This window comes from Nocardia sp. CA-128927 (assembly GCF_050955855.1).
Taxonomy (GTDB): domain Bacteria; phylum Actinomycetota; class Actinomycetes; order Mycobacteriales; family Mycobacteriaceae; genus Nocardia.
Genome location: NZ_CP192087.1, coordinates 7,349,087 through 7,361,616 on the forward strand (window position 1 = coordinate 7,349,087; position 12,530 = coordinate 7,361,616).

The 12,530-nt window shown below is 68.7% G+C and carries 12 protein-coding genes; all 12 read right to left on the reverse strand.

What is annotated here, in order from left to right:
• Positions 1-14: 14 nt before the first annotated feature.
• The 12 genes from ACQPW1_RS33765 to ACQPW1_RS33820 all read right to left on the reverse strand — a co-directional run bounded on the left by ACQPW1_RS33765 (position 15) and on the right by ACQPW1_RS33820 (position 12,163).
• On the reverse strand, positions 15-323 hold the full coding sequence (locus tag ACQPW1_RS33765) for a transposase (protein WP_150406119.1): 309 nt from the start codon (positions 321-323) through the stop codon (positions 15-17).
• 55 nt (positions 324-378) lie between these two features.
• Complete coding sequence (locus ACQPW1_RS33770) at positions 379-2,787, reverse strand: hypothetical protein (protein ID WP_433656061.1); 2,409 nt, start codon at positions 2,785-2,787, stop codon at positions 379-381.
• A 7-nt stretch (positions 2,788-2,794) separates the two neighbouring features.
• Complete coding sequence (locus ACQPW1_RS33775; protein WP_433665406.1) at positions 2,795-4,285, reverse strand: SCO6880 family protein; 1,491 nt, start codon at positions 4,283-4,285, stop codon at positions 2,795-2,797.
• Between the two features lie 2 nt (positions 4,286-4,287).
• Entirely contained in the window at positions 4,288-5,760 is a 1,473-nt protein-coding gene (locus ACQPW1_RS33780; RefSeq protein ID WP_433656062.1) for a hypothetical protein, read from the reverse strand.
• A gap of 65 nt (positions 5,761-5,825) precedes the next feature.
• Positions 5,826-6,641, reverse strand: coding sequence for a hypothetical protein (locus ACQPW1_RS33785; RefSeq protein ID WP_433656064.1), 816 nt, complete (start codon positions 6,639-6,641; stop codon positions 5,826-5,828).
• A 73-nt stretch (positions 6,642-6,714) separates the two neighbouring features.
• Positions 6,715-7,326, reverse strand: a complete 612-nt coding sequence (locus ACQPW1_RS33790; protein ID WP_433656066.1) for a hypothetical protein — start codon at positions 7,324-7,326, stop codon at positions 6,715-6,717.
• Positions 7,323-7,607, reverse strand: coding sequence for a hypothetical protein (locus tag ACQPW1_RS33795; RefSeq protein ID WP_433656068.1), 285 nt, complete (start codon positions 7,605-7,607; stop codon positions 7,323-7,325). The genes ACQPW1_RS33790 and ACQPW1_RS33795 overlap by 4 nt, the downstream gene beginning before the upstream one ends.
• Positions 7,607-7,903, reverse strand: coding sequence for a hypothetical protein (locus ACQPW1_RS33800; protein WP_433656070.1), 297 nt, complete (start codon positions 7,901-7,903; stop codon positions 7,607-7,609). Before ACQPW1_RS33800 ends, ACQPW1_RS33795 begins: the two co-directional genes overlap by 1 nt.
• A 51-nt stretch (positions 7,904-7,954) precedes the next feature.
• Positions 7,955-8,623 carry a DUF6668 family protein gene (locus ACQPW1_RS33805; protein WP_433656072.1) on the reverse strand — a complete coding sequence of 223 codons (669 nt, stop codon included), beginning with the start codon at positions 8,621-8,623 and terminating at the stop codon, positions 7,955-7,957.
• Positions 8,620-9,498 carry a MinD/ParA family ATP-binding protein gene (locus tag ACQPW1_RS33810; RefSeq protein ID WP_433656074.1) on the reverse strand — a complete coding sequence of 293 codons (879 nt, stop codon included), beginning with the start codon at positions 9,496-9,498 and terminating at the stop codon, positions 8,620-8,622. Before ACQPW1_RS33810 ends, ACQPW1_RS33805 begins: the two co-directional genes overlap by 4 nt.
• A 16-nt stretch (positions 9,499-9,514) precedes the next feature.
• Entirely contained in the window at positions 9,515-10,480 is a 966-nt protein-coding gene (locus ACQPW1_RS33815) for a hypothetical protein (RefSeq protein WP_433656076.1), read from the reverse strand.
• 54 nt (positions 10,481-10,534) lie between these two features.
• A complete protein-coding gene (locus ACQPW1_RS33820; RefSeq protein ID WP_433656078.1) occupies positions 10,535-12,163 on the reverse strand; it encodes a cutinase family protein in 1,629 nt (542 codons plus the stop codon).
• Positions 12,164-12,530 lie beyond the last annotated feature (367 nt).

Here is a 12,530-nt window from a genome sequence, read left to right on the forward strand (position 1 = left end):
GGGCAGGACAGGGTTCACTGGCCGCGCCGGGATTCGTTGAGGGTGTCGGCCAGGGTGCGGTTCATCTCGGCGGCGGCCGCCAATTGTTGTTGCAGCAGCGCCACTTTGCGACGCAACGCGGACGCGTCCATCCGCTCCAGGCTCGGGCCCTCGGCCGCGCGCACCCAGTTGCGCACCGAGTTCGTGTGCACGCCGATCTGTTCGGCGACCACCCGGCAGGCCTCCGACTCACTGCTCATCTGAGCGGTGAGCGCGACGACCTGCTGCACGGCAGCCTGGCGCACCTCCGGCGACACCCGGCGGTAGGAGCGGTGCGGCATCATCCGACCCACCTCCCGTCGCGGCGGTGCATCGATAACCCGCGTCTCGGCTGATCTCTCATGCGGCGCTCCCGCTCGGCGAATCCGTGCCTCGGGCAGTCGATTCGGTGAACTCGCTGAACCGTTGGTTGGTGTCGTGAATGCCGCTCTCCTTCTCCGAGAGCGTGAACTCCATGTGGAACGGGATGCCCGGCCGGCGATCCTCACCGATCTTCAACAGGAACTTGCCGGTGCCCGGCGGCGACGGTCGTTGCTGGCCCGGCTTGAGCGCCTCACCGGTCAGCGCCTGCGGTGCGGACCAACCGGTCACCATCTGCTCCTCGGCCGAGGTGAACGGCACGATGCTGTCCAGCCGCTTGACCTCCTCGCCGGGCAGCGCGCCGAAGATCTTGGCGCGCGCGCGTTCCAGGAAGCCGAGCGCCTTGGCGATGGCGGCTTCCGACCCGAGCGCCTGCAGATCCTTGATGGTGTGGCTGATCATGATCAGCGAGGTGGCGATACCGCGCTGCAGGCGGGTGAGCTCGTCGACGCGGTCGACCATGAAGTCACCCAGGCCGAGCACCTGCCACAGCTCGTCCATCACCACCTGGAAGTAGCGCTGCGGGCCGAGATCGGCGTCGGACAGCACGTGCGCGGCCTCGACCGAGGCGAACCCGTCCGCCCAACAGGCAAGCATCACAGCGGCTTTGAGCTTCTTGTCGCCGGTCGGGATGTGCGAGACGTCGATGCAGACCGCGACGGCGCCGGTGTCGATCGGCACCGAGGTCTGCCCGTTGAAGATCGCGCCGAACGGACCCTGGGTCAGCGCGCGCAGCGAACGACGCAGGTTCTTGATCGCGTTGTTGTACTCCTCGGGGTCGTCGGCGCCCGCGTCGAGCATCAATTCCTCACCGCCCGCGACGATCACCTCGAGCAGGTTCTCCATGATCGGCGGCTGGTCCGGGGTGTAGCCGCTGCCCGGCTGGTAGAGGATGCGCAGCGCGGTCGCGATGAGCGTCTCTTCGTAGTCGCGCACCCGCGCGCCGCGAACGAGTTCGACCAGACCCGCGATCAACGTCACCTGACGCGCCCGCAGGTCCTGCAACACCTGAATCTGCAAGGCGGGGTGATCATCCAGCCGTGGCACCACCGCGCCGAGCACACCGGCGGCGAGTGGGTTGAGCTTGCCGTGGCCGTAACCCAGGTCGATCACCTGGCCGCCGACCAGCTCGACCATCTTGCGATAGTCCGGCTTGACGTCGGCCAGGATCAGCGGCGTGATGCCTTGGGCGATGCCGCCCAGCACGATCCGGCGCACCAGCGACGACTTACCGAAGCCGTTGAGCCCCAACACGAAAAGGCTCGGCGCGGTGATGAAGCTGCCGCGCATGAACCAGTTCATCGGATCGAAGCAGACCGGGGCGCCGGTGTGCAGATGCGAGCCGAGCGGGGTGCCGATCAGTGGCGCACCGGCGCCGACCGACCACGGCCACAGACCCGCGACCTGCGCGGTGGTGGCGCGGTATTCGACCGGGCGGCCGACCACGTTCATCCGGCCACCGCCCTCCCCCGCGTAGCCGCGATCGGTGAGTTGGGCGGTGCTGCGGTCGAATCCGTCCTCGAAGACCTGTTCGGCGCGCGCCGCGTAGTTGCGCCGGCGGATGTCGTCGGTGCGAATCCGGAACTGCGCGAACGCCGCCCGCAGGCCGGTCTGCTCGCGGACGATCATCTCCAGCTTGGCCCGGGTCACCTCGTCGAGCAGCGGCGGGCCGGAGGTCTTGCGCCGGTCGGCCTTGGCCTTCGCGCGCAGGGCCGCCTTGTCCATCACCGGCGTGCCCATGGCACGGTCGGCGGTGTAGTCGGTCTTGGTGGGGCGCTGCGGGTTACGAGCGGCGCGCGAACCGTTGCGGTCCTGCACGCCGCGCTCCGGCTTGCCGTTGCGCGCCGCTTTCCCGGCGCGCGGATCCACCGGCTGGCCCGACCGCGTCGGACGGTCACCACGCACCGGACGCTCACCGTCACGCGCCCGCGCCGACCTGGCCGCGTCGCCGCGCGCCCGGTCGGAACTGCGCTCGCCACGGCCGTTTTCGGCTGGGAGCGCTTGCGAGTCGCGGCTGCGCGAGGCACCACGGGACCGATCGGCACGCGACCCGTCGGCGCGAGTGCTCTCGGACCGCGCCCGTCGCTCGGCCGCCTCCCGTGCGCGCTCCCGCTCCGACGTCTCGTCGAGCCCCGACCGGTCGTCGCCGCTCACCCGCGCCGCGCCCCTGCCGAATCGACGCGGCCGGTCCGGCATCTCCTCGATGCCGGATCGTTCCCGCACGCCGCGGCGGCCGCGCTCGGCCGGTGGGCGCTCGCCCCACTCGTCCCGTTCGACCTCGTCGCGCCGCTTGCCGCGCCGGGCCGCAGGCTCGCCGCCGTCCCGTTCAGAGCGCTTGCGAGCCGCGAATGCGCGAGGCCGCATGGGTGGCTCGTTGTCACGTGCCATGAATTGATCACCCCGCCAGTGCCTTCGGAATAGTCGCGTGCTCCGGCAGGATCACCCCGCAACCGAGCGAGGCCGCGAAGGCCGCCGCCTGGTAGCGGTAACACCGCCGAATCTTCAACCGCGCCTGCGTGGACAGGTCGCGCGTGATGGCTTCGATACGCGGCAGGTCGCCGCGCAGGGGCTCGGTGATGGTCACCAACGCCCCGAAGCGGGTCACACCGTGACCCCGGGCTTGCTCCTCACGAGCCTGCTGGGTGGCACCCACCCGCAGGGTCGCCGCCGCGGAAACCACACCGCGCTCGCTCTGCTGCGCCACCAGCGCGTTCTTGAAGTCGTCGTCGACGATCTCGGCGGCGTCGGCGGCCGAATGCGGCCGGTACACGATGGCGATGCGCTTGCGCGGCACTTCGGGATTGGGCGCGAGCAGCCGTTGCAGCACCCGCTCGTCCACCGCGCCCTCGGGGGCGGCGTCCATCTCCCAGGTGACCGAGCGGCCACCGTCGTGCACGAAGTGGTCCCACTTCTCGTCGTGCGAAACCGGGCCCGCGTCAGCCCAATCCAGGCCGTGGCCCTCGGGTTCGCTCGACGCGACTTCCAAGTCGGCCTGCGAGGCCGGGTCGTAGCTGCGCCGGATGAACGAGATGACCTCGTCCGCCGACATCGGCTGGGCCCGCACGCCCGCCTCGGCGAGTGCCGCGCAGATGCCGGGCAGCCGGCGGCCGATCTCGACGGCCTCCTCGGCGGGGTTCTTGCGTCGCTCGGCGGTGGTGGCCTTGAAGGTGATCGCCACTCGCGGCAGCAACTGCACCCGCTCCTGCGGCAGCTCGGTGGCGAGCTCGTACATCACCTGCTGCGCCAGCTCCGGCGCCTCCGGCCGGGTGATCGTGGAAACCTCGGTGAGCAAACGGTTTCCGGTCTCCGGCACGGTGTCGATCACCGGGACGACCGCGACGATGTCACTGGTCTGGCCGACCGAGGCGAGGAAGGTACCCCACGCCGACACCCAGCGATCGATCACCGGCTGATCCACGGCCTCGTGGCCTTGCGGCCAGGCCCGCAGCACCACCGTGTACTGGGCGAACTGCGGCAGGTGGATCATGCCGAAGCTGTAACCGCCCGCGTCGATGCCCTCGTAGAGCTTCGACGGCGCGAGCAGACCCGGCAATCGGGTGACGCCGCCCGGGATTCGGGAGAACCGGCCACCCCGGTACACGTGCTCGCCGTTCTTGCGCGAGCGCATCCAGTTGAACATCATCAATCCCGTCTCGTAGCCCGAGCGGCCGCCTGTCCGCCACACCAGTGGAACCATCACCACGACGCCCGTGACGCCGACGATCAGACCCCATTTGAAGCCGCCGACCATGGCGGTGATCAATGCCGTGATCACCACTACGAAGCCGATCACGGTCTCTTCCCAGCGCAGGCCGAAAAGGCCTGCGCTGCGGGGCTTCTGCCACAGCCCGTACGAGCGACGCTCGTAGGTATCGTTCGTCGTCATCGTCATCGCGGAATGGTGCTCCTCCCGAGGTCGGGCGAGCGATTCGCCCAACGGTCACCGGCCACATCACCCATTGCCTGGTCCGCACGGTTCAGGCTGCTCGTCGCGGCGCGGGCCGCGCCGATCCGGCCCGCCGCCCGTGTCGCACCGGACGGTACTCCCGCCGCGCCGCCCGGCCCGGAGGCGCGCGGTGCCGCACCGCCAGCCGGTCCACCGCCACCGCGCGGCGGGGTCGGGCGTGGTGCGCCGCTACCGCGTCCACCCGCGCCGCCCGGCGGACGCGGACCCGCGCCACTGCCGCCGACGTAACCCGGCGAGCCCGACGCCGCAGTGCCTTTGACGCCAACGGCCTTGGTACCCATGGCGCCGAGGCCCGCGACGGCGAGCAGGGTGCCGCCGGCCGCGGTCAGACCGGAACCGCCGCTGCCGACGATCGCGACCGCGGGCGTCACCAGACGCATCAGCGCGGGCAGCACGAACGCGACACTGCACAGCAGCACGATGGCGACCAACATGCGTTGTGCCTGTTCACCATCCGGCAGGCCGTTGGTCGCGGTGAGCGAATCCACATGTCCCGCAGTGGTGAACGCGATCATGTAGACGATTGCCGCCACGGGTTTGTACAGCATGAAGGCGATGATCCAGCCGATCAGCTTCTGGTAGGACTGTTTTCCGACGTTCATCCCCGAGGCGGCCGCAGCCAGCGGCAGCACACCGGCGGCGATGATCAGCAGACCTTGGCGGACGATGGCGAGCACGATCTGGGCCAGCGCGCCGAGCAGCCCGACGATCGCGATGATCAACACCAGGCCAGGCGAAAATGCCTGCAGCTTACTGGTTTTCACCATAAGCTCGGCCAGGTCCTTGGCGTTGCCGTTGGTCGAGTCGTTGATGATCCACTCGGCGAAGCGATCCGATGCCTGGGTGCCCGCGACGATCACCGCGCCGAGCATCCAGGAGCTGAACACCACTCTGGCGAACATGCGGAACGACTCGGCGGCCTCGTTCATCGTGGCGCCGCGTCTGGCTTCGGCCAAGCGCGCGCCAGAGAGGATCACCGAGGCTATCAAGAGCAATATCTGCGCCTGATAGGTGTAGTCGTTGATCTTCGTGAACAGCGAACCCCCATCGCTGGCCGCCTCATTGGGCACCTTCATCCAGAAGGTCAGCGCCAGGATGATGGCCTCGCCGAGGCCGTTCATCATCGAGTCGACCACCTTGCCGAAGGTCGAATCCCACGCCTTGTCCTTGACCGCGGTGGCCGCCTGACCCGGATGCGACGCGGCATTACCCGCCTTGCACGCGGCGGAGGCGGCGTCGCCGAGGGAGATGCCGGGCAGGCCGACATTGTCGAGCGTGTCGTGGATCTCGTTGCACGTCTCGTCGAAGCCGTACTGCTGTCCGTAGGCCACGGTCGGCGTCGCCATCATCACCGTGAAGATGACCGCGAAGATCGTGAGTATTCGCCTCACCATTGTCTGCACCCCTCGCTGCTCCGCAGGTCGGCCATCAACTTTTTCTCGAGCCCTTCCGATCGTGCTCACCATTTCGTCCACCCGCCCAACGATTCGACGTACTCGGTTTGTGCGGTATTGGACGTCGAGGGCTTGAGTCGCCAATCTCCGGCATCCCAGACCATGACCAGGCGGATCGCCGCCCATAACTGTTTGCCGTCGACCACCGGGCCGCGCGAGGCGAGCCGGACGATGGCCAGGTCGTCGGCGTAGTCGTCCACCTTGAACGCGTCCGAGGCGACGAAGTATTTGGTGATCTTCTCCGGCTGCTGTTCGGGCAGCTTGTCGCTGGCCAGCGCCTTGTCGTACGCGGCGATCTGCTGCGCCGAGACGCGCACCTGCGTCACGTACAGATCGCGGTCGGCGGGACGGGCGTTGAGCCGGTAGGTGATCTGCGCCGCGGCCAGCACCGCGCCCTGCGGCGTGTGCGAATAGCCAACGGCCAGACCGTCTTCGATGCGGGTCGGCCCGTCGGAGGTGGAGAACGGCACCGAGGCGCCGTAGACCCGCTGCCAGCCGTGCGGGCCGGTGGTGCCCTCGGGTGCCTGGGTCAGCCAGTCTCCGTCGGACGCCTTGCGCTGCCGCGTCGGATCCTGCGGAAGTGGTTGCCCGGCAGAGTTGTTCGGCACGTCGACGCGCCTGCCGAGGATATCGACCTCGGGGGCGGCGAAGCCGGTGCCGCCGGACGACTCGGCGGCCGCGGGCGCGTTCGCCGCGGGGCTGCTGTCGTCGCGGCTGATGTAGACGACGATTCCCACGATCACGATGAGCGCCAGCACGGCTGCGGACGCGACGGCACCGAAGGAGACGCGATCACGCGCGTAAGACTCCTTCTCACTCATGACTCCGCCTCGCTAGCGCTCGGCTCCGTCATGCGCGAAGCACGCTGCGACATGGTTCGCTCGCTGCGCTCGCTCACTTCGGCGCCTCCAATTTCACGGTGTCATCAGGTAATACGTCTATCGAATCGATCGGTCTTGCGGTCGCGCCCGGATCGGGCAGCCGTAACCGCCAGTCCTGACCGAACCATTCGACGGTGGTGTGGTTCACCGCCTTCGAGCTGTCGGAGTACTCGGTGTGCACATCGATGGTGCTGCGCTGGTCGGTGTATCCGGTGACCTGGTAACCCAATACGCGCGGCGCGTAGTCGGGGGTGGCGGGTCCGGTGATGGACAGCTGGATCCGATTCACCGCCCACTCGTCCTTCGCGGTTCCCGGAACCACCTCCTGCGCGGCAACTTTCGCCCATTGACTGTCCGAGGCCACCGCCAAGCGCACCGCATGGGTGATCGCGGCGACGCCCGCACCACGCGGCGAATGCTCGAAACCCGTTGCGGCACCGTCGGCTACCGACTTCGGGCCCTGGTCGGTGTGCGGCAGCGGTACGCCTTGGAACGGCTGCCACCGCACGCCCGTCGGCGCGGCCGACAGGTCGGGTCCGGATCGGTCGTCGCCACTGCCACAGCCGACGGCCGCGATCAGCAATGCGACGCCGACCGCCCCCGCGGTCCCCCTGCGCTCGATCATGTCGGCAAGAAAGCCAGCGCGATTCCCGACGCTGCGCTCGCCACTATCGCCCCGAGCAGGCTCATCAGCACCCCGTGCGAGGCGTCGTTCATCGCCAGGTCGCTGCGGAAGGAGATCCACAGCTTGCCCGCGGAGACGATCATCCACGCCAGACACACCAGCAGGACGAACCACAGCAGCCAGTTGAGCAGCTGCATCAGCGGTTCCAGTACCTCGGGGGGCATCTGTTTGTAGGCCAGCAGCTCGGCTGCCGACGCGCGCACGGTAGATATATCGGACATCAGGTTCCAATAACGGCGTTCATGATGGTGCCGGCGCTGGTCGCGACGACGCCGCCGATCATGGCGCCGGCCACCATCTTCGGCGAGTCCAGCCCACCACCGGTCCATTTCTCCCACGCGAACTTGCCGCCCGCGTAGATAATCCCGCAGATACCGGACAACAGGACGAACCAGGTGAGGTAGCGCACCAGCAGCAGGAACTTCTCCGAGCCAGGAGGCGCCTGGGGCGTCGGGTTACCGACCTGCGCGAGTACGGTGCCGTACGTGTCCTGCACGGCGAGGAGAATCATGCTCATCGGGTGCCTTTCTCGAAAGTAGTTGTGTCGTCGCCGATTCGATGCGGACGTTCACTGATCGGGTGGCTTTCTGCTGGCCCGGTCCTGCGCCGGATCGTCGAGTGCTGCCTCCTCCAGTGCCGTTCGAGCTGCCGCGACGATGTCGGCGCCGAGCTCCCTGACATCGAGCGGTACCTCCTCCAATGGGTCGATCTTGCGTTTCTTCGCGGGCAGTGTGTCACCGGGCGCCCATACCGGCAGCTTCTCCGGTTCTACCAGGGTCCATTCCTCGTACCACGGGACCTGCCAGAGCTGACCGGCCAGCGAGCCGACCACGTCGCGGTAGCGCCGGATTTCGGCGGGCAGCCGACCGGGTCGGGCGGCGACGGTGATCAGGCCGAGCACCTCGCAGGATCCGGCGAAACCCGAATGATGTTGGCGCAGTAGGTCATGCGCGCGGGTGAGGCCCGCGATGGTCTCCCTGGCCACGAGCACGACGAATGGGGATTCGCGGTCGTAGACGCCGGGCCAGCGGCGGCCCGAATCCGCCGCGGGCGCAAGCACATGCGCGAGGCTACTGGCTCCGGCACCGCCGTGCACACCCAGCAACCAGACCAGCGGGGCCCGGCCGACGCCGGGTACCGGACGGTCCCAGATCGGTGCGCGGCGCGACTCCGGCGGAGCGACCACGCCTGCGGGTGCGGATTCGGTTTGACGTCGAAATTTCATGGCGGCGGTCATGATGCCACCCCGGCGAGCAGGCGCCCATAGGCCCGGCGCGTATCGATGGCCAACGACGCGTGCCGGACCAGCTCACCCCTGGCCAGGTGCGGGTCGTAGGGAATCTCCCGGATATCGCGGACCCAGCCGGACAGATGCTCACGCAAATGCTCGGCTACGCCCGATTCGGTGCCCGGATGCTGTTGTGAGACAACGATTGTCGTGTCGCCGACGATGCCGCCACCCTGCCCCTCGGTGGAGTCGCCGAACTGGTCGTCGAGCCATTCCAGGGTGACCCGCAGCCGGTTCGCGGCGTCGGCGCGCGCCGGAATGGCAAGCACCAGAGCAACATCCGCGTCATCGAGCAGCGGGCGCAGCTGCCGTCCGGCAATCGGGCTGCCGCCGTCGTAGACCGCGGTGAAGCCGGAGTCGTATACCGCCCGCGCCACCGTGAGGTAGGTCGCGCGTCTGCGCAGCGGCGCGGAATCGCGCCACAGTAAACCGATTCCAGAGGTAGCGCGCGACAGGCATTCCTTCAGCGGCGCCGGTTCGTCGTCGCCGCGCCCGTACAGCCACGATTGCAGGCTGATCGGGTGCAGGTGTTCGTCCGCGCCGCGCAGCGCCAGATCGCTGCCCGCCTGCGTCGCGTCCACCGCGACCGTCGGGGTGCCTGCTATGCCGAGCTCGCCCGCGATGCCCAGTGCCGTCGTGGTGGTGCCCGCACCACCGCAGCCGCCGACCACCAGGATGGGCCGCTGCAAGGGTTGTTCCGCGCCGGAACCGCCGCCCTTGCCGCGCCGCAACCGCACCACCGGAGCCTTGGAGCGCACAGGCTTGCCCGACGGTTCACCCTGGTCGGGTGCCTCGTCGAGCCAGCGGCTCCAGTCCTCTCCCATCTCTTCCTGCTCTCCTCTATCCGGCCGCGATACCCGTGATCAGGGTGCGGCCGTCGATCACCGCGGTGGTGACCGTCTGCTTGTTGTACGTGGCGGGCACGCCGCCTGGGCGGTACTCGGTGACCTCCACCGAGTACCGGTTGTCCGAGAGGGTGACGATCCGCACGCAGTGTGTGGTGCCTGCCGGGATGGTATCGATGCCGCGCTGGATGGTCGGCGCGGGCGAGACGGTGGCGTCGGGTGCGACGACCTGCCGGACCTGTTCGCCGGAGCGCTCGACGTAGTACGCGTACTGGAACGCCAGGATAGCGTCGGGACCCGTTGCGGTGCTGCCCATTTCGGCGCCGCGCACGATCTGCCCGGCGCGCTCGGTCGGGCAGGCGCCGGACACGCGATGGGTGGTCACCCCGGCCTGCGACTTGCCGCGCAGGCTGTCGGTGCTCACGCCCGCCTGGGCGCTGCCCGCGGTGAACTGCACCGAGGCCGAGGAGGCGGGCAGGCGTGGCGACGCGGCGCGATTGGACGAGGAGTGCAGCAGGAACAGCACGCCCGCGGCCGCGGCGCCGAGCAGCAGCACCGCGATGACCAGCACGACGAACACCCGGCCGCGCCGCGAACGCCGGGCGCGCGCCTCCAGACGCAAGGCGCTGGACGAGCGCGTTCGCGGCTCGTCCAGCGGTTCGTCGTAGTCATCGTCGTCGGGCCAGGGGAAACGCACCAGGTCGGCGTCGCGCGGGGCGTAGTCGTCGTCGGGGCCGGGCGCCCGGCCTACCCAGTCCGACCAGCCGCCGGTGAATTCGCTGCGCTGCGCCGGTAGGTCGGCGGGCACCTCGGGCTGCGGTTCGTCGCGAATGTAGTGCGGATACCGGGCCGGGCCGTTCTCGTCCAGGTGCACCGAACCCGCGGCGGCGGGGGGCACCGGGGCCGTCTCCGGCTCCAGGGCGGCGTACCACCGGGACAGTTCTTTGTACGACTTCAACATTCCCCCATTCCCGCTGCGCGAGGCACATGGCTCATCGTCGGACCCTCTCGGCGATCAGTTCGTGGAGAACGGGTAGGTGTTGGGTGTGCCGGGTCGATCGGTGGGCGGAATCGACGTCGCGCCGCCGGATGAGGCGCCGTCGGCTCCTGTCCCGAACGGAAATTGTCCCGTACCGGACACATTCGGCGTAGTCGACGCGCCGGATTGCTCGCCGAAGAATCCGGTCGGCGGCTTGTCCGGGCCGCCCTGCGGCCTGCCGTTCGCACCGAATTTACCGGCGATATCGTGCGCTATCGCAGCGAACCAGTCGGCCACGAAAGTTGTCGGCGCATCGCCATTGGCGGCGACCGTCGCGGTGCTGTACGCGCCGTGCCGCTGGACGGTGTCCCAATACCGCACCCAGGTGGCGGTATTGAGCAGTTCGCTGTTGTCGGTGATGTTCTGTACGACCGCGTCGAACGCCTGGGTGACCAGGCGGACGCCGGTGGTCGGCGGGACCAGCTGAGTGACCGCGCCGACCAATTTGGTGGCGAGCGACAGCAGTGCGGCGGGCGGATTCGACAGCCCGGCGGTGGCGAGTTCGGCGATGGTCGACGGGTTGATGACCGTCTTGACGACCGTGACGACCGCGTTCAGGCCGATCATGCCGACCTTCAGCAGCGCCTGTAGCGCACCGGGGAGGTCGAGTGGGGTGCGCGGGTCGGCGGCGTCGGCGAGGCGCTGGGAGATCGACTTCTTGGGCGAGATGGCCAGCGTCGCGAGCGAGTTGCCTTGGATGTCCTCGTTGGCGACCTTGGTCGCGGTCTTGATCGAGGTGTACGCGAGGGCCTGGGCGATGGAGACCAGCGAGGCGATCGGGTCGCCGCCGCTCAGCTTGGACTGGCCGACGATGTTGGTGACCGCCTTGAGGATCGGCGCGCCCTGCGGTGCGTCGCAGGCGAGGTCGCCCGCCGCACAGAAACTGGCCACGCGGCCGGTGAGGGCGCCGAAGTTGGCCGCCCGGTCCCGATCCGGGCCGATGCCGCCGCCGGTGGCCGGCGCCTGCGGCAGCGCGGCGATCGCGGCAAGCTCATCGCCCTGGGTGCCGGGTGCCGGATCCGGTGATGCCTTGCCCGGCGAACCGGGGAACAGCGGGGCGCCCGGATTGCGGGTCGGGTCGGCGAACAGCGCTACCGCCGCGACCTTCTCGGCGGGCAGCACGCCCTGCCCCTGCCCGACCTCCTGCGCGAACATCGAGGCCACGTGCGCGCCCTGCGAATAGCCGACCACCGCGAACCTGGTGTCGGCGCATCGATCGGCGACGGCCTTGGCCATCGTGCGCAGCCGGGTCAGTCCGCCGGTCACCGATTCGGAGTACGGCGCCGCGCCACCCGCGGTCGCGCCGCCGAATCCGGATTCGTATGGCACGTAGGCCCGATCGACCAGTCCCGCTTGGGCGGCCTTGGCCAGCATCGGGCGGAAGACGGTGGACAGCATGCCGGTGTCGGTGGAGGGTGCGGCATCCGGTGACGATTCGCCGGTGCCCTGAATTCCCAAGGCGTACAATGCCGGACACGCGCTGAGCGAGATGTTGGTCGAGGGGCCTGCGGGATTCACGGGACCGGCCGCGGCGGTACCCGCCGTAGCCACGGTCACGGCGAGTGCTGTCAGCACCCCCGCAACTCTTGCCGCACAATTGGTCATAGCGATCCGCAATCAATCCGTGTTGCCGCAGTTACCCTCAACGCCATGAAACGCAATAGACCGTAACAGATTCCGACTATTGCTGGGGCATCGCCGAAAACTTTCCATGAACTGCCGAAACGGGTTTCACACATTCCCGCGTGCCGTGGAAGGTTGCCCGGCAACTTTCCGATGGTCCGAAAACGAGAGCAACCCGCTGGCGACCCACCGGTCACGCCAATTCCCTACCGGGACTCCATCTTCCGTTCGCCCGATAGCTTCGGCATTCATGCAGATACCTCGCCGTCGAGAATGGTTCGCCGAGAGGTTGCCAGCGACAGAACAATTGACACGTCAAGGGGAGATGACCGCGGTGAGGTATTTCCGG

What these genes read in the sequence shown, in the direction of transcription:
- ACQPW1_RS33820 (WP_433656078.1), bottom strand. Translation starts at nt 12,163, where the DNA reads ATGACCAATTGTGCGGCAAGAGTTGCGGGGGTGCTGACAGCACTCGCC.
- ACQPW1_RS33795 (WP_433656068.1), bottom strand. Translation starts at nt 7,607, where the DNA reads ATGTCCGATATATCTACCGTGCGCGCGTCGGCAGCCGAGCTGCTGGCC.
- ACQPW1_RS33770 (WP_433656061.1), bottom strand. Translation starts at nt 2,787, where the DNA reads ATGGCACGTGACAACGAGCCACCCATGCGGCCTCGCGCATTCGCGGCT.
- ACQPW1_RS33805 (WP_433656072.1), bottom strand. Translation starts at nt 8,623, where the DNA reads ATGACCGCCGCCATGAAATTTCGACGTCAAACCGAATCCGCACCCGCA.
- ACQPW1_RS33780 (WP_433656062.1), bottom strand. Translation starts at nt 5,760, where the DNA reads ATGGTGAGGCGAATACTCACGATCTTCGCGGTCATCTTCACGGTGATG.
- ACQPW1_RS33765 (WP_150406119.1), bottom strand. Translation starts at nt 323, where the DNA reads ATGATGCCGCACCGCTCCTACCGCCGGGTGTCGCCGGAGGTGCGCCAG.
- ACQPW1_RS33800 (WP_433656070.1), bottom strand. Translation starts at nt 7,903, where the DNA reads ATGAGCATGATTCTCCTCGCCGTGCAGGACACGTACGGCACCGTACTC.
- ACQPW1_RS33815 (WP_433656076.1), bottom strand. Translation starts at nt 10,480, where the DNA reads ATGTTGAAGTCGTACAAAGAACTGTCCCGGTGGTACGCCGCCCTGGAG.
- ACQPW1_RS33775 (WP_433665406.1), bottom strand. Translation starts at nt 4,285, where the DNA reads ATGACGACGAACGATACCTACGAGCGTCGCTCGTACGGGCTGTGGCAG.
- ACQPW1_RS33810 (WP_433656074.1), bottom strand. Translation starts at nt 9,498, where the DNA reads ATGGGAGAGGACTGGAGCCGCTGGCTCGACGAGGCACCCGACCAGGGT.
- ACQPW1_RS33790 (WP_433656066.1), bottom strand. Translation starts at nt 7,326, where the DNA reads ATGATCGAGCGCAGGGGGACCGCGGGGGCGGTCGGCGTCGCATTGCTG.
- ACQPW1_RS33785 (WP_433656064.1), bottom strand. Translation starts at nt 6,641, where the DNA reads ATGAGTGAGAAGGAGTCTTACGCGCGTGATCGCGTCTCCTTCGGTGCC.